At 61.7% G+C, this 16,629-nt stretch carries 15 protein-coding genes and 2 tRNA genes; 13 read left to right on the top strand and 4 right to left on the bottom strand.

The features are described 5' to 3' along the window. Positions 1–53: 53 nt before the first annotated feature. The 10 genes from C7T36_RS18830 to C7T36_RS18875 all read left to right on the top strand — a co-directional run bounded on the left by C7T36_RS18830 (position 54) and on the right by C7T36_RS18875 (position 10,848). Positions 54–1,994: an acetolactate synthase large subunit gene (locus C7T36_RS18830; RefSeq protein WP_033236589.1), complete on the top strand. Its 1,941-nt coding sequence runs from the start codon at positions 54–56 to the stop codon at positions 1,992–1,994. After that, positions 1,991–2,494: an acetolactate synthase small subunit gene (gene ilvN, locus C7T36_RS18835; RefSeq protein WP_033236588.1), complete on the top strand. Its 504-nt coding sequence runs from the start codon at positions 1,991–1,993 to the stop codon at positions 2,492–2,494. The genes C7T36_RS18830 and ilvN overlap by 4 nt, the downstream gene beginning before the upstream one ends. Positions 2,495–2,546: 52 nt before the next feature. Further along, positions 2,547–3,548, top strand: a complete 1,002-nt coding sequence (gene ilvC, locus C7T36_RS18840) for a ketol-acid reductoisomerase (protein WP_172937779.1) — start codon at positions 2,547–2,549, stop codon at positions 3,546–3,548. 250 nt (positions 3,549–3,798) lie between these two features. Next, positions 3,799–5,391 (top strand): phosphoglycerate dehydrogenase, encoded by a 1,593-nt coding sequence (gene serA, locus C7T36_RS18845; RefSeq protein ID WP_033236586.1) that lies wholly within the window; start codon positions 3,799–3,801, stop codon positions 5,389–5,391. Between the two features lie 72 nt (positions 5,392–5,463). Further along, positions 5,464–6,477 (top strand): 3-isopropylmalate dehydrogenase, encoded by a 1,014-nt coding sequence (locus C7T36_RS18850; protein WP_033236585.1) that lies wholly within the window; start codon positions 5,464–5,466, stop codon positions 6,475–6,477. Positions 6,478–6,577: 100 nt separating this feature from the next. After that, positions 6,578–7,351: a fumarylacetoacetate hydrolase family protein gene (locus C7T36_RS18855; protein WP_033236584.1), complete on the top strand. Its 774-nt coding sequence runs from the start codon at positions 6,578–6,580 to the stop codon at positions 7,349–7,351. A 348-nt stretch (positions 7,352–7,699) separates the two neighbouring features. Next, positions 7,700–8,860 carry an alkane 1-monooxygenase gene (locus C7T36_RS18860; RefSeq protein WP_045067164.1) on the top strand — a complete coding sequence of 387 codons (1,161 nt, stop codon included), beginning with the start codon at positions 7,700–7,702 and terminating at the stop codon, positions 8,858–8,860. A gap of 92 nt (positions 8,861–8,952) precedes the next feature. After that, positions 8,953–10,428, top strand: a complete 1,476-nt coding sequence (gltX, locus tag C7T36_RS18865; protein WP_033236583.1) for a glutamate--tRNA ligase — start codon at positions 8,953–8,955, stop codon at positions 10,426–10,428. Positions 10,429–10,581: 153 nt separating this feature from the next. After that, positions 10,582–10,653 (top strand) — tRNA-Gln (locus tag C7T36_RS18870). Between the two features lie 122 nt (positions 10,654–10,775). Next, positions 10,776–10,848: transfer RNA gene (locus C7T36_RS18875), tRNA-Glu, on the top strand. Between the two features lie 142 nt (positions 10,849–10,990). Here C7T36_RS18875 and C7T36_RS18880 read toward each other — a convergent pair. The 3 genes from C7T36_RS18880 to C7T36_RS18890 all read right to left on the bottom strand — a co-directional run bounded on the left by C7T36_RS18880 (position 10,991) and on the right by C7T36_RS18890 (position 12,522). After that, on the bottom strand, positions 10,991–11,203 hold the full coding sequence (locus C7T36_RS18880) for a DUF5302 domain-containing protein (RefSeq protein WP_033236582.1): 213 nt from the start codon (positions 11,201–11,203) through the stop codon (positions 10,991–10,993). A gap of 30 nt (positions 11,204–11,233) precedes the next feature. After that, positions 11,234–11,743, bottom strand: a complete 510-nt coding sequence (locus tag C7T36_RS18885) for a pyridoxamine 5'-phosphate oxidase family protein (protein WP_045067166.1) — start codon at positions 11,741–11,743, stop codon at positions 11,234–11,236. A 77-nt stretch (positions 11,744–11,820) separates the two neighbouring features. Continuing rightward, a complete protein-coding gene (locus tag C7T36_RS18890) occupies positions 11,821–12,522 on the bottom strand; it encodes an IclR family transcriptional regulator (protein WP_033236580.1) in 702 nt (233 codons plus the stop codon). Positions 12,523–12,704: 182 nt separating this feature from the next. Here C7T36_RS18890 and leuC point away from each other — a divergent pair, with 182 nt between their 5' ends. The 3 genes from leuC to C7T36_RS18905 all read left to right on the top strand — a co-directional run bounded on the left by leuC (position 12,705) and on the right by C7T36_RS18905 (position 15,594). After that, positions 12,705–14,117 (top strand): 3-isopropylmalate dehydratase large subunit, encoded by a 1,413-nt coding sequence (leuC, locus tag C7T36_RS18895; protein WP_033236579.1) that lies wholly within the window; start codon positions 12,705–12,707, stop codon positions 14,115–14,117. Between the two features lie 27 nt (positions 14,118–14,144). Further along, positions 14,145–14,753, top strand: coding sequence for a 3-isopropylmalate dehydratase small subunit (leuD, locus tag C7T36_RS18900; RefSeq protein ID WP_033236578.1), 609 nt, complete (start codon positions 14,145–14,147; stop codon positions 14,751–14,753). A gap of 157 nt (positions 14,754–14,910) precedes the next feature. Then, positions 14,911–15,594: an HU family DNA-binding protein gene (locus tag C7T36_RS18905; RefSeq protein ID WP_033236577.1), complete on the top strand. Its 684-nt coding sequence runs from the start codon at positions 14,911–14,913 to the stop codon at positions 15,592–15,594. 111 nt (positions 15,595–15,705) lie between these two features. Here C7T36_RS18905 and C7T36_RS18910 read toward each other — a convergent pair whose 3' ends face one another. Continuing rightward, positions 15,706–16,629: a bifunctional NUDIX hydrolase/histidine phosphatase family protein gene (locus tag C7T36_RS18910; protein WP_045067168.1), complete on the bottom strand. Its 924-nt coding sequence runs from the start codon at positions 16,627–16,629 to the stop codon at positions 15,706–15,708.

Genomic DNA, 16,629 nt, shown 5'->3' on the forward strand with positions numbered 1-16,629 from the left:
CAGATGCTGACGGGGGTTTTTTGTTGCCCGGAGCCAAATCAGAGGATTTCCCAGTGAGCGCACCAACAGCACGGCCTCAACCCACGCCGCGCAAGTCAGGGACACCGAGCCCGACTACCGCGGCTGCCGCATCGCAGACGGCTACCCGTCGCCAGCTCCCCCCGGAGCGGGTAACGGGCGCGCAGTCTGTCGTTCGCGCCCTCGAAGAGCTCGAGGTCGACACGGTATTCGGCATCCCCGGCGGTGCCGTGCTGCCTGTGTACGACCCGCTCTTCGATTCGGTCAAGGTCCGTCACGTACTTGTGCGCCACGAGCAGGGTGCAGGCCATGCCGCCACCGGTTACGCGCAGGCCACCGGCAAGGTCGGCGTCTGCATGGCCACTTCGGGTCCCGGTGCAACCAACCTGGTCACGCCGCTGGCCGATGCTCAGATGGACTCCGTTCCGATCGTGGCCATCACCGGACAGGTCGCGCGTTCGCTGATCGGTACCGACGGCTTCCAGGAAGCCGACATCTCCGGTATCACCATGCCGATCACGAAGCACAACTTCCTGATCACCGACGGTATCGACATCCCGCGCATCATGGCCGAGGCTTTCTACCTCGCATCGAGCGGTCGCCCCGGCGCGGTCCTGGTCGATATCCCCAAGGACATCCTCCAGGCTCAGACCACGTTCTCGTGGCCGCCGGAGATGCGCCTGCCCGGATACCGTCCGGTCACCAAGCCGCACGGCAAGCAGGTCCGCGAAGCTGCGCGCCTGATCGCCGACGCCAAGTCTCCAGTCCTCTACGTCGGTGGCGGCGTCATCAAGTCCGAATCCTCTGCCGAGCTGCTCGAACTCGCCGAGCTGACGGGCATTCCCGTGGTCACCACGCTGATGGCCCGCGGCGCGTTCCCGGACAGCCACGATCTCAACTGCGGCATGCCCGGAATGCACGGCACTGTTGCCGCAGTGGCAGCACTGCAGCGTAGCGACCTGCTGATCACACTCGGCGCCCGCTTCGACGACCGCGTTACCGGTCAGCTGAATTCCTTTGCTCCCGATGCCAAGGTCATCCACGCCGACATCGACCCGGCCGAGATCGGCAAGAACCGTTACGCCGACGTCCCGATCGTGGGCGACTGCAAAGAGGTCATCACCGAACTCATCGAGGCCATCCGTGCCGACATGGCCACGGGCACCACGTTCGAACTCACCGAATGGTGGGCGTACCTGAACGACATCCGTCGTACATACCCGCTGAGCTACGACCGTCCCACCGACGGTCAGCTGAGCCCCGAGTTCGTCATCTCGACCGTCGGCAAGCTCGCCGGACCGGACGCCATCTACTGCGCCGGCGTCGGCCAGCACCAGATGTGGGCAGCCCAGTTCGTCAGCTACGAGAAGCCGCGCACGTGGCTCAACTCGGGTGGACTCGGCACCATGGGCTACGCGGTTCCCGCTGCCATGGGCGCAAAGATGGGCATGCCGGACACCGAGGTGTGGGCCATCGACGGTGACGGCTGCTTCCAGATGACCAATCAGGAACTGGCCACCTGCGCGCTCGAGGGTATCCCGATCAAGGTCGCCCTCATCAACAACGGCAACCTCGGCATGGTTCGTCAGTGGCAGACACTCTTCTACGAAGAGCGCTACTCCAACACCAACCTGGGAACGCACGGCGCCATCCGCATCCCGGACTTCGTCAAGCTCGCAGAAGCCTTGGGCTGCCACGGAATTCGTGTCGAGCGCGAAGAGGACGTCGAAGCTGCGATCCGTGAGGCGCAGTCCATCAACGACAAGCCTGTCGTGATCGACTTCATCGTCACCGCCGACGCACAGGTGTGGCCGATGGTCGCCGCTGGAACCAGCAATGACGAGATCATGGCGGCCCGGGGTATCCGGCCGCTGTTCGACGACGACGAGGCAGTAGCCGAGCCCGCCGTCATCCATGAAGCCATGTCGCGCGAGCAAGCCGGACCCGCCGCGGGCACAGGGGAGGACCAGCAGTGAGCACCACCCACACCCTCAGCGTTCTCGTCGAGGACAAGCCAGGCGTGCTCGCTCGCGTCTCCGCCCTGTTCTCCCGCCGTGGATTCAACATCGAATCCCTCGCGGTGGGCGGCACCGAGATCCCCGAGATCTCTCGAATGACCATCGTCGTCACGGTCGACGAGTTCCCCCTCGAGCAGGTGACGAAGCAGCTCAACAAGCTGATCAACGTCATCAAGATCGTCGAGCAAGACGGTGATGCTTCCGTCGCTCGCGAGCTTGTGCTCATCAAGGTGCGCGCAGATGCAAGCGTGCGCACCCAGGTCATCGAAACGGTGAACCTGTTCCGCGCCAAGGTAATCGACGTCTCCCCGGAGTCCGTCACCATCGAGGCGACCGGTACCCGGTCCAAGCTGGATGCACTGCTGCGGATGCTTGATCCGTACGGTATCCGGGAGATCGTTCAGTCCGGGGTCGTGGCAGTCGGTCGAGGGCCGAAGTCGATCACGGCCACCCGCTAGTACTTTAGACACGTAATAATCCAAGGAGAGGTTGAGAACTGTGGCAGTCGAGATGTTCTACGACGACGATGCCGATCTGTCGATCATTCAGGGCCGCAAGGTTGCTGTGATCGGCTACGGAAGCCAGGGCCACGCCCATTCGCTGAGCCTGCGCGACTCGGGTGTCGAGGTCCGCATCGGCCTCAAGGAGGGCTCCAAGTCCCGCGACAAGGCTGAAGAAGCAGGCCTGACGGTCGGCACGCCGGCAGAGGTTTCCGAGTGGGCCGACGTCATCATGGTGCTCGCACCGGACACCGCCCAGGCAAGCATTTTCACCAATGACATCGAGCCCAACCTCAAGGACGGCGACGCGCTGTTCTTCGGTCACGGCCTGAACATTCACTTCGACCTGATCAAGGCTCCGGAGTTCGTCACCGTCGGCATGGTTGCGCCCAAGGGCCCCGGCCACCTGGTGCGTCGTCAGTTCGTCGACGGCAAGGGTGTTCCCGCGCTCATCGCAATCGACCAGGACCCCAAGGGTGAAGGCCAGGCTCTCGCTCTGTCCTACGCCAAGGGCATCGGTGGAACGCGCGCAGGCGTCATCAAGACCACGTTCAAGGAAGAGACCGAGACGGACCTCTTCGGCGAGCAGGCTGTGCTCTGCGGTGGCACCGAGGAACTGGTCAAGACCGGTTTCGAGGTCATGGTCGAGGCCGGCTACGCACCCGAGATGGCGTACTTCGAGGTTCTGCACGAGCTCAAGCTCATCGTCGACCTCATGTACGAAGGCGGCATCGCCCGCATGAACTACTCGGTGTCCGACACCGCTGAGTTCGGTGGCTACCTGTCCGGCCCGCGCGTCATCGATGCAGGCACCAAGGAGCGCATGAAGGCGATCCTGGCCGACATCCAGTCCGGCGAGTTCACCCGTCGTCTGGTTGCCAACGTCGAGAACGGCAACACCGAACTCGAAGGCCTGCGCAAGGCTAACGCCGAGCACCCCATCGAGGTCACCGGCAAGAAGCTGCGCGACCTGATGAGCTGGGTCGATCGTCCGATCACCGAAACGGCGTAATCAAGCTGTTTCAGCTTGTCTTCACTCCGGCCTGATGCCTGCTTCGGTCCAATTATCTTGGACCGGAGTGGCATTGGGCCGGAGGTCTTTGCCGGGCCAACTGAAGCCCGCCGTAATTCTCATTGAGAATTCGCCCGCAAAAGTGTCCACTATGTGGTATTGCCTACCGAGTTGTGGACGCCGAGACGGCGCGCACTAAACTACTGGGGGTTAAACCACCCCCACACCCACCTAATCAGGGAGTTTGCACGTGAGCCAGCCTGGCCGCCCCGTTGTTCTGATCGCAGACAAGCTCGCGCCGTCCACAGTCGAGGCACTCGGCGACGGTGTGGAGGTGCGGTGGGTCGACGGACCCGACCGCGCTGCCCTGCTCGCAGCTGTGCCCGATGCCGACGCGATTCTTGTTCGCTCCGCCACCACCGTCGACGCCGAGGTTCTGGCCGCAGGCACCAAGCTGAAGATCATCGGCCGCGCCGGTGTCGGCCTGGACAATGTCGAGATCCCCGCAGCCACCGAGCGCGGCGTGATGGTCGTCAATGCACCGACCTCCAACATCCACTCGGCAGCCGAGCACGCAGTTGCTCTGCTCATGTCGACGGCTCGCCAGATCCCCGCCGCAGACAAGACCCTGCGCGAAAGCACCTGGAAGCGCAGCAAGTTCAACGGCGTCGAGATCCTCGGCAAGACCGTCGGCGTTGTCGGCCTCGGCCGCATCGGCCAGCTGTTCGCACAGCGTCTCGCCGCGTTCGAAACCACCATCATCGCGTACGACCCCTACTTGCCCGCAGCTCGCGCAGCGCAGCTCGGCATCGAACTGGTCACCATCGACGAGCTCGTCGAGCGTGCGGACTTCATCTCCGTTCACCTCCCCAAGACCAAGGAAACGGCCGGCCTGATCAACGCCGAGCGTCTCTCCCGCGCCAAGGACGGCGTCATCATCGTCAACGCCGCTCGCGGTGGACTGATCGACGAAGATGCGCTGTACGACGCTCTGGTCTCCGGCAAGGTTCGCGGCGCCGGTCTCGATGTGTTCAACACCGAGCCTTGCACCGACTCCAAGCTCTTCGGCCTCGAGAACGTCGTCGTCACCCCGCACCTCGGTGCTTCGACGTCCGAAGCTCAGGACCGTGCAGGCATTGACGTCGCCAAGAGCGTTCTCCTGGCTCTGGCCGGCGACTTCGTCCCCGAGGCAGTCAACGTCTCCGGTGGCCCGGTCGGCGAAGAAGTTGCTCCGTGGCTCGAGCTCGTCCGCAAGCTCGGTCTCCTTGCTGCGACGCTGTCTCCCGAAGCTGTTCAGACGGTCCAGGTTGTCGCCTCCGGCGAGCTGTCCGCTGAAACCGTCGACATCCTCGGCCTCGCTGCTCTGCGCGGCGTGTTCTCCGCAAGCAGCGACGAGGCTGTCACGTTCGTCAACGCTCCGGCACTCGCCGAGCAGCGCGGCGTCACCGTGTCCGTCGAAAAGCACTCCGAGGCACTCGCTCACCGCAGCGCAGTCGAGGTTCGTGCAGTTGCCGCCGACGGCACCGTCACCTCCGTCACGGGCGCACTCACCGGCCTGCAGCAGGTCGAGAAGATCGTCAGCATCAACGGCCGCAGCTTCGACCTGCGCGCCGAGGGTCACAACATCGTTGTCCACTACGGCGATCGCCCGGGTGTTCTCGGTGTGCTCGGTACCGTCCTCGGTAACTCCGGCATCGACATCCTCGCCGCAGCACTGAGCCAGGACGCCGAAGGCGAAGGCGCAACGGCGATCCTGCGCGTCGACAAGGTTGTCTCCGACGCCGATGTCGAGGCAATCGTCTCGCAGCTCGACGCCCGCGTTGCCCAGGTCGACCTTTCCTGATTGTTTTCACTGTGCGCCTTTGTCAACCCTTGCGGTTGATGAAGGCGCACAGTTCTACCGAATGAGGATTCAATGAAGCTTGCGGTCATTCCCGGTGACGGAATCGGTGTCGAGGTCACAGCTGAAGCACTCAAGGTGCTCGGCAAGTTGGTCCCCGATCTGGAAACCACCGAATACGATCTCGGTGCCCGTCGCTACAACGCCACCGGTGAACTGCTGCCTGCAGACGAGCTGGACCAGATCCGTCAGCACGACGCAATCCTGTTGGGCGCCATCGGCGATCCGCGGATCGTTGCGCCGGGCATCCTCGAGCGCGGTTTGCTGCTGAACATGCGTTTCCAGCTCGATCATCACGTCAACCTCCGTCCGGCGCAGCTGTACCCGGGTGCCACGTCGCCGCTCGCGGCGCAGCCCGAGATCGACTTCGTCGTGGTTCGTGAAGGCACCGAGGGCCCGTACACCGGTAACGGCGGCGCCATCCGCGTCGGCACCGATCACGAGATCGCGACCGAGGTGTCGATCAACACCTGGTTCGGCGCCGAGCGTGTTGTTCGTTACGCATTTGCGTTGGCGCAGACGCGTTCCAAGCACCTCACGCTGATCCACAAGACCAACGTGCTTTCCAACGCGGGAGCGATCTGGACGCGTGCGATCGAGACCGTCGGAGCGGAGTTCCCGGACGTCGAGACGGCGTACTGCCACATCGACGCTGCCACCATCTACATGGTGACCGACCCGTCGCGCTTCGACGTCATCGTGACGGACAACCTGTTCGGTGACATCATCACCGACCTGGCCGGCGCGGTGACCGGCGGAATCGGTTTGGCCGCAAGCGGAAACATCGATGCGTCCGGTACCAACCCGTCGATGTTCGAGCCCGTTCACGGCAGTGCCCCGGACATCGCCGGCAAGGGAATCGCAGATCCCACCGCCGCGATCCTCTCTGCCGCACTGCTTCTTCGCCATCTCGGACGCGAGGACGACGCCGCTCGCGTCGAGGCTGTGGTCGCTGCTGACCTGGCTACCCGCGGCGACGGCCCGATCTCCACCACCGAGATCGGCGACCGCATTACTGCAGCACTGTAAGCACCGCCGCTCTGTAAGATTCGTCTCACGGCTCTGACGCGCGTAAGCCTTACGGCTTGCGCGCGTCAGTCGTTTCCGGCATCCCGATAGACTTGCCAACATGCGTCTTGGTCGAATTGCCAGTCCCGATGGTGTTGCGTTTGTCAGTATCGAAGGTGAAGAGGATGCCCTCGTCGCCAAGGAAATTGCCGAGCACCCGTTCGGGAACCCCACCTTTACCGGCCGTAGTTGGCCACTAGCCGATGTGCGCCTGTTGGCGCCGATCCTTGCCAGCAAGGTGATCTGCATCGGCAAGAACTATGCGGATCATGTTGCCGAGATGGGCGGCGAGGCGCCGGCAGATCCGGTGATCTTCCTCAAGCCCAACACATCCATCGTCGGCCCCGGTGCGCCGATCGTGTTGCCGCCCAGTTCAACCGAAGTGCATTTCGAGGGTGAACTCGCGATCGTCATCGGGCAGCCGTGCAAGGACGTTCCGGCCGCAAAGGCCCTGAGTGTTGTTCTCGGATACACCGTTGCCAATGACGTGTCTGCGCGCGATCACCAGCGCCACGACGGTCAGTGGACCCGAGCAAAGGGTCATGACACGTTCTGCCCGCTCGGTCCGTGGATCGAAACGGCTTTGGATCCGTCGGACGTCGACATCAAGACCGAGGTCAACGGCGCAGTCAAGCAGGACAGCAGCACTGCTTTCCTTCTGCACGACATTCCGAAGATCATCGAGTGGATTTCGGCTGTCATGACTCTGCTCCCGGGCGACGTCATCCTCACGGGCACCCCGGCCGGGGTCGGACCGATCGTTGACGGCGATTCCGTCTCGGTCACGGTGTCCGGGATCGGCACGCTCACCAACCCGGTGATCGCAAAACGCTGACCATCACGTTCGATCAGGGGCCTCATCCGTACGGGTGAGGCCCCTTTTCGATTTCTTGTCGGTTTGATAACTGTCTGTCCCGCCTTGCAGACGAGTGAAATAGTTATGAGGTAGTTATCATCACAATTGCGTCCAATCAGCGTTACGGACGCGCAATGAGAAGTTCCTGAATGCGTATTTTTACCTGCATGTTTATCGCCAGAATAGGAACAAATACGACTAAAAGGGCAAATCGTATAGATGATAACCCTGGGTTTGCCAATGTAACGTTCATCCGTATTCTGGTCGATAACTGGTGTGATGCCAGTGGGGTATTAATGAGATTTCGGAAAATGGAGGCTGTGGCACATGGGCGCCTTTACTGCGTACCGGCGCACTCGGTCGATCGGGCCGAGTGAGTCCGCAGCACCGAAGTGGCGCGACAAGAAGCGATATCTGTGGCCGCTAGGTCTACTGGTACCGCTCAGTCCGTTCGCGGCATGGTTCCTGGTAGAGAAGCTGACGCTGGGTCTGTTCTGGGCTGTCGGGGCCTGGTTGATCGTGATTGTGATTCCGCTTGTCGATCTGCTTGCCGGTGAGGACGGGAACAGTCCGCCGGACGAGAAGATTCCGGAGTTGCAGGCCGATCGTTACTACCGCTGGTGCACGTACCTGTTTCTGCCGTTGCAATACATCGGCCTCGTGTTTGCGTGCTGGTGCTGGGTGAATTCGCCGATGGCGTCGGGGGAGAAGTTCGCGCTCGCGATGACCGTCGGAGTCGTTGCCGGCGTTGGTATCAACGCGGCGCACGAAATGGGCCACAAGAGTGAGAAGCTCGAAAAGTGGTTGGCCAAAATCGCACTGGCGCAGTCTTTCTACGGCCACTTTTTTGTCGAACACAATCACGGTCACCACGTGCGGGTGGCAACACCCGAAGATCCCGCAAGTTCGCGGTACCGCGAGAATTTCTGGTTCTTCTTGCCGCGGAGCGTTATCGGGGGGCTGCGCTCCGGGTGGCAGATCGAGCGCGCTCGCCTCGAACGTGCGGGAGTGAGCACCTGGAGTTACAAGAACAACATCCTCAATGGATGGGCGATGAGTGTGGTGTTGTTCGGCTCGCTCATCGCGGTATTCGGCTGGGAGATCGCGCCGTGGCTCGTTGTGCAGGCCATTGCCGGATTCACCTTCCTGGAAACAGCGAACTACCTCGAGCATTACGGGTTGCTCCGTGCCAAGCGTGACGACGGTACCTACGTTCGCTGCTCACCGGAGGACAGTTGGAACAGCGACCATGTCGTGAGCAATTTGTTCCTCTATCAATTGCAGCGTCACAGTGATCATCACGCCAATCCGCGTTTGCGCTACCAGAGCCTTCGCAGCGCCGCCGACGCACCGCAGTTGCCGGCGGGATACGCGGTCATGATCGTCTGTGCGTGGGTCCCGCCGTTGTGGCGCTCGATCATGGACAAGCGACTTCTTGCGTATTACGACGGCGACATGAGCCGGATAAACGTGCTCCCCGGGCGCTGACGGTTGGCGCGCTCACCACTTTCAGGGAAAACGAAGAGTCGGCGGGACTAATCTGTAGTACGACCATCCATCATCGCCGAGCCAAGTGAGCCATGACCAACAGCGAAGTACGCGTCCGTTTCTGTCCGTCACCCACCGGAACCCCGCACGTGGGTTTGGTGCGCACCGCCCTTTTCAACTGGGCGTTCGCACGACATCACGGTGGAACCTTCGTGTTCCGCATCGAAGACACCGATGCTCAACGGGACAGCGAAGAGTCTTATCAGGCGATCCTCGACGCCCTGCGCTGGCTGGGTCTGACATGGGATGAGGGCCCCGAGGTCGGTGGGCCGCATGCGCCGTACCGCCAGTCCGAGCGTCGTGATCTGCATCTCGACGTCGTCGCAAAGTTGCTTGCGGCGGGCGAGGCTTACGAGTCGTACTCGACCAACGAAGAGGTGGAAGCGCGGCACAAGGCAGCCGGACGCGATCCGAAGCTCGGCTACGACAATTTCGATCGGGATCTCACCGACGAGCAGCGCGCGGCGTACATCGCAGACGGACGTAAGCCGGTAGTTCGCCTTCGGATGCCTGATCACGACCTGACGTGGAACGACCTCGTTCGCGGCGAGACCACGTTCAAGGCCGGAACGGTGCCGGACTTCGCGTTGACGCGCGGCAACGGCATTCCTCTCTACACGTTGGTCAATCCCGTCGACGATGCGTTGATGAAGATCACGCACGTTCTGCGCGGTGAGGACCTCCTCTCGTCCACTCCGAGGCAGTTGGCTCTGTACGAGGCGATGATCCGGATCGGTGTTGCGGATTTCACGCCGTCCTTCGGTCACCTTCCCTTCGTGATGGGTCAGGGCAACAAGAAGCTCTCCAAGCGTGACCCCGAGTCCAACCTGTTCATTCACCGTGACCGCGGGTTCATCCCCGAGGGGCTGTTGAACTACTTGGCTCTGCTCGGATGGAGTATCGCGGACGACCACGACGTGTTCTCGCTCGACGAGATGGTTGCGGCGTTCGACATCTCCAAGGTCAATTCCAATCCGGCACGGTTCGACCAGAAGAAGGCCGACGCGATCAACGCCGAGCACATTCGCTTGCTCGAGCCGGCCGACTTCGCGGCCCGACTGAAGTCGTTCCTGGTCGAGCACGGCCACATCAGTGCCGACGTGGACGAAGCGACGTTCACTGTTGCGGCGGACCTCGTGCAGACCCGCATCGTCGTTCTGTCCGACGCGTGGGATCTGCTGAAGTTCCTGTTCGTCGACGAGGCGTCGTTTGCTCTCGATCCTGCTGCTGCGGCCAAGAACCTGAAGGAAGATGCGGGTCCGGTACTGGACGCGTCTCTTGCTGCACTCGACGCTGTCTCGGAGTGGACGGCGGCAAGTATCGAGGAAGCCCTCAAGAAGGCGCTCATCGAGGATCTGGAGCTCAAGCCGCGTAAGGCCTTCGCTCCGGTCCGGGTGGCGATTACGGGCTCTCACATCAGCCCTCCGCTGTACGAGTCGATGGAATTGCTCGGTCGCGACGTCTCTCTTGCCCGGTTGCGTGCCGGTAGGGCAGCAGTAAGCGCCTAAATAGGATTGTCTCCGGCCGGAAATGAAGTAAAAACGTCCCGTGACCATACGATTTGGTATTTGGGGCGGGGGTACTGGTAATCTTCTTTTCGGCCGGAGACGAGCCGCCAAGCATTACAGCGAAGCGGAGCGAGCAAGGCCAAGCAAGACCTTTGGGGTATGGTGTAATTGGCAACACAGCGGTTTCTGGTACCGCCATTCTAGGTTCGAGTCCTGGTACCCCAGCGAAAATCCGGTCGATTTTGCAGCCGGACTCAGACAAGCTAAGCTTGCTGAGCTTCCAGAGAACAGCCCGAAAGGGAAGTTCTTGAAGTGCGAAAAAATAGAACATGCTTAAAGCGTGTCCTGGCCCCGTCGTCTAGCGGCCTAGGACGCCGCCCTCTCAAGGCGGTAGCGCGGGTTCGAATCCCGTCGGGGCTACAAAAGAAAGACCCTTCGATCATCTGATCGGAGGGTCTTTCTTGTTATGCGCTCAATCAGTGAACAGTGGCGCCACAAAACAATCACCCCAGTCGAAATCGACTGGGGTGATTGTCATCTCATCTTCGGGATGGCCGCGTGCCTATCCGCTCTTGCGACGGAATTCGCGTTTGTGATCAGCGGAACCATGCGTGCTGTGGACCTTCGACTGACCGTCGCGATGATCGGCTGCAGTGGCGTTGCTGTGGTTCTTGCGCTCGAGTGCTTCGCGGAACTTGCGCTTGTTGGCCTCCGCCGGTGTTTCCGATTCAGACGTCGTTTCGGATTCCGGATTGGTACTGTCCTGCTCGCTCATCTGTGTGCTCCTTGGATTTTGGGCCTGTGGTCAAGCTACGCCTTCAGGAGCGGGAGCTGTAGACCCGGACAACGGCATCGCCGGCATTCCGAGTTTGCGGTGGTCCCAGGACCGTGTGCGCTCGGGGATGAAGCGTACCGCGACGCGTTTGTGGAGCATGGCGTCGACTGCTGGTCGTAGATCGTCGGAGTAAGGCCCGGTGTACCGCTCCCAGACGCTGATGCCGACCGCGAACAAGGCGTCGGGGTCGTCGACTATTTCTCCGACGCCCTCCATCGAGACGCCGCGGAGAGTGTCGTACGTGAGACCGTCCTCGATCAAGACCGACATCCGCCGGTCGCGTCGTAGGTTAACGGCTTTCTGGGATTTGGCCTTGGTCTCGAACCAGATCTCGCCGTCCACGATCGCAAACCACATCGCGATGAGGTGCGGCATGCCGTCGCCGCTCAGCGTGGCCATCGTTGCAGTACGGCTCTTTTCGACGAAGTCCGAGATTTCGGACTCCGTCATCGTGATCTGGCTGCGTTGTTTTCCGGTCATGACGGCAGTGATCTCCTCGGGCTGCGGGTACTCCTGAAGTTCTTACTGTGGCACGGATTACATGATTACGTGTCCGATTACAGGCGCTTGTGCAGCGCTTCTGCCGCCGCGAGAAGGTCGGCTGCCCACCGTGCGCCCGGGCGCCTACCCATCCGGTCGATCGGTCCGGATACCGAAATCGCCGCCACGACAGTGCCGGAGCTGTCCCGTACCGGCGCCGCCACACTGGCAACTCCTGGTTCGCGCTCGGCCGCACTCTGTGCCCAGCCCCGCCGGCGAACTTCGAGAAGTACGCGCTCTCCGAAGGTCGCGTCGGCCAGAACCGCGCGCTGAGTCTGCGGATCTGCCCATGCGAGAAGGACCTTGGCACCCGAGCCGGCATTCATCGGCAGGCGCGCGCCGACCAGGACGGTGTCACGCAAGCCGGTCGGCGGTTCCATCGATGCGACGCAGACGCGTGCCGTACCTTCGCGTCGGTACAGCTGCACGCTCTCGCCGGTGATCTCACGCAAGCGGGGGAGGATGAGCCCCGCCGCGGCGATCAGAGGATCATTGGCAGTGGCAGCCAATTCGGCGAGGCCGGGGCCGGGGCACCACAGGCCGTCGGAGTCGCGGGCGAGAAGTCGATGGACCTCGAGGCCGACGGCAAGGCGGTGTGCGGTGGCCCTTGGCAGGCCTGTGCGCGCACAGAGTTCGGAGAGGCTGCACGGTTCCTCGGCTACTGCATGGAGCACGCCCATTGCTTTGTCCAGCACGCCGATGCCGCTATGCTGTCTCATAGGTCGATACCAAGTTCTCGCATAGTGGGATAGTAGCGCATGATCTTCGACAGGTCAGCAGCATCCACTTTCGAGAATTTGATGCGCAGCATGAGAACTGTTGGGCTGTCGGACTTACATTTCACGCGCGGCGGGCCAGCCCGTAGTTCGCCGACGCGAGGCTACGTACAGAGGTGGAAGACATGGCACAGAAAGCACGCACTCTCGCCGAGAAGGTGTGGGACGACCACGTTGTAGTGAAAGGCGAGGGACAGAATCCCGACCTTATCTACATCGATCTCCACCTCGTCCACGAAGTGACAAGCCCGCAGGCATTCGACGGATTGCGGTTGGCCGGACGGAAGTTGCGCCGTCCCGATCTGACGATCGCCACCGAGGATCACAACGTCCCGACGATCGACATCGACAAGCCGATCGCCGATCCTGTCTCCAAGACACAGGTCGACACTCTGCGCCGAAATTGTGAAGAGTTCGGAGTTCGCTTGCACCGCATGGGCGATCTGGATCAGGGCATTGTGCATGTGGTCGGCCCACAGCTCGGACTGACTCAGCCGGGAACCACCGTCGTGTGCGGCGATTCGCACACCTCGACCCACGGCGCTTTCGGCGCTCTCGCAATGGGAATCGGCACCAGCGAGGTCGAGCATGTGATGGCAACGCAGACATTGTCGTTGCGCCCCTTCAAGACGATGGCGATCACCGTCGACGGTGAATTGCCGCCTGGCGTCACGAGTAAGGACCTGATTCTTGCTGTCATCGCCAAGATCGGCACCGGCGGTGGCCAAGGATATGTCCTCGAGTACCGCGGCGAGGCGATCCGGAAACTGTCGATGGAAGCGCGTATGACCATCTGCAACATGTCGATCGAGGCCGGTGCACGTGCCGGCATGATCGCCCCGGACGAGATCACGTACGAGTTCATCAAGGGACGTCCGCACGCGCCGACCGGCGCGGACTGGGATGCAGCAGTGGCTGCTTGGGAACTGCTGAAGACCGACGACGGAGCGGAATTCGACAACGAAGTCCACATCGACGCCAGTGCTCTGACGCCTTTTGTCACGTGGGGAACCAACCCGGGACAGGGTGCGCCGCTCGGTGACCGTGTTCCGAATCCGGAAGAAATCGTCGAAGAGAACGAACGTCAGGCAGCCGAGAAGGCGCTCACCTACATGGGACTCGACGCCGGAATGCCGCTGCGTGAGGTCTCGGTCGACACCGTCTTCGTCGGTTCCTGCACCAACGGTCGAATCGAAGATCTGCGTGAGGTCGCCGGCGTTCTCGAGGGTCGCCATGTCGCAGAAGGTGTTCGGATGCTGATCGTTCCCGGTTCGATGCGGGTGCGCGCGCAGGCCGAAAGTGAAGGCCTTGGCGACATCTTTGTTGCCGCAGGAGCAGAGTGGCGCCAGGCCGGCTGCTCGATGTGCCTGGGTATGAACCCGGATCAGTTGGCGCCGGGCGAGCGTTCGGCTTCGACGTCGAACCGGAATTTCGAAGGCCGTCAAGGCAAAGGCGGGCGGACACATCTGGTTTCTCCGCTCGTCGCTGCCGCCACCGCCGTCCGTGGAACGTTGTCGGCACCGTCCGATCTGGTCTGACGTACCTAACACTCGAGGAGAATTTTGATGGAATCCTTTAGCACGCACAAGGGAATCGGCGTACCGCTGCGGCGCTCGAACGTCGACACCGACCAGATCATTCCGGCTGTTTATCTGAAACGCGTGACGCGCACCGGGTTCGAGGACGGATTGTTCGCCGGCTGGCGCACCGATCCGAACTTCATCCTCAATCACGCGCCGTACGACAAGGGCAGTGTCCTGGTTGCCGGTCCGGATTTCGGAACAGGTTCGTCGCGAGAGCATGCCGTTTGGGCGCTATCCGACTTCGGTTTTCGCGTTGTGATCGCGTCGCGCTTCGCAGATATCTTCCGCGGCAACGCCGGAAAAGCGGGCCTGCTGGCCGCGCAGGTGGAGCAGAGCGACGTCGAACTGCTGTGGAAATTGCTCGAAGAACAGCCCGGACTGGAATTGACCGTCGACCTCGAGAACCGGACAGTGAGTGCCGGAACAACGGTGGTGCCCTTCAGTATTGACGACTACACAAGGTGGCGTCTGCTCGAGGGTCTCGACGACATCGGACTGACATTGCGCCAGGTAGAGGCGATTTCCGAGTTCGAAAAGTCAAGGCCGTCATGGAAACCGACTACCCTCCCGGCCCAAATTTCCCAGGGCTGAACGGAAGTCAGGGATAGCGGGCAAGAAGAGAAATAGGTCACGATTTCGGGGCTACGTTGATTGAGAATTGGCGTGGCACATAGACTCTTGCCGTTATCAGGTTTACCGTAGTTCTCAGTCGGTCCTACGGTGGACCATTATTTGCGGAGGAATTTCAATGAACAAGGCAGAGCTCATCGATGTTCTGACTGAGAAGCTGGGTTCGGACAGGCGCACAGCAACCGATGCAGTGGAGCACGTCGTGGACACCATCGTCCGCGCCGTCCACCGTGGCGAGAGCGTGACCATCACCGGCTTCGGTGTCTTCGAGCAGCGTCGTCGTGCGGCACGTGTCGCACGTAACCCGCGTACGGGCGAGACCGTCAAGGTCAAGCCGACGTCGGTTCCGGCTTTCCGTCCGGGCGCACAGTTCAAGGCGGTTATCGCTGGCGGCCAGAAGCTTCCGGCCAGCGGCCCGGCAGTCAAGCGCGGCGTAGCAGCACCGGCCACCAAGGCAGCAGCCAAGAAGGCAGCAGCTAAGAAGGCAGCAGCCAAGAAGACGGCAGCCAAGAAGGCTCCGGCAAAGACGGCAGCCAAGAAGACGGTTGCCGCTAAGGCTCCCGCCAAGAAGGCTCCGGCCAAGACCGCAGCCAAGAAGACGGTTGCCGCCAAGGCTCCCGCCAAGAAGGCTCCGGCCAAGACCGCAGCCAAGAAGACGGTTGCCGCTAAGGCTCCCGCCAAGAAGGCTCCGGCCAAGACCGCAGCCAAGAAGACGGTTGCCGCTAAGGCTCCCGCCAAGAAGGCTCCGGCCGCCAAGAAGGCTCCGGCCAAGAAGGCTCCGGCCAAGCGCGCTTCCAAGTAGTCGCGCTCGGGCGAAAAGCCTGACGCTGGAAAGCAAGCAGTAAAAGCAAGAGGCGCGGCCCGCGATGACGATCGCGGGCCGCGCCTCTTGCGTTGTTTTCAGTACTCTTTTCTAATTGGTGACTTTCGGGAGCGGGCTGTCGAGATGATCAGCCGCGATCAGTCGGTCGCCCACGAGCGAGAGAACCCAGGTGCTGCCCTTGCGGTTGCGCGCTGAGGGCAGTGTTACACCCGCTGATTCGCTCCACCAGGCCATCAGATCCGGAATGACGCCTCCTTGGCTGCAGATGACCGGTGTGCCGCCTGCAGAGGCAATCTCGAGTACCCGCGCACGGGCAGCTTCTGGATCTTCCGCGTATCCTTCTTCGCTCAGAAGTGGTTCGATCCCGATCTCCACTCCGAGAGCCTCGGCGAGCGGCATCACAGTTTCGATGCAGCGAGTTCGGTCGGCAGAATAGACGGTGTCCGCACCGAAAATGCGTAACTGCGACGCCAAGGCCGCAGCCTGTTCCTTGCCTTTGGCCTCGAGGGGGCGAAGTGTGTCGTCGCCCTTGTACCGCTTGCGACTTCCCGCTTTTGCGTGACGGACCAGCAGCACGGTTCGGGTATCGGGTGGTGCGGAGACAAAGCGGCGCAGGATCATCCGATCCATCGGATACGAGAGATGGTCAGGGACTTCGTCGATCGGAAGCCAGTGCAGAACGTCCACTTCGCTGTTCGGACCAAAATCTCCGTCGACGGCTTCTGCGGCCCAATACTCGACGCGCTTGAGTTTGCGGTGCCCAGGAACCGGATAGGTGACACCACCGAGGTGACGTCCGAAGCGGCCGGTGATCGACGTTTCTTCCTGCACTTCACGAACAGCGGCCGTCAGGAATGTTTCACCCGGGTCGAGTTTGCCTTTGGGAAAAGACCAGTCGTCGTATTTAGGGCGATGAACAACGGCGATTTCGACGACCTCCGGATTATCGGGAGCCTTTCGCCATAACACTGCGCCGGCGGCAAAGATATTCGCTTTGACAGGTTTGTCAGCCAT

It is taken from the genome of Rhodococcus sp. AD45-ID (assembly GCF_003023755.1).
GTDB classification, from domain to species: Bacteria; Actinomycetota; Actinomycetes; order Mycobacteriales; family Mycobacteriaceae; genus Rhodococcus_F; species Rhodococcus_F globerula.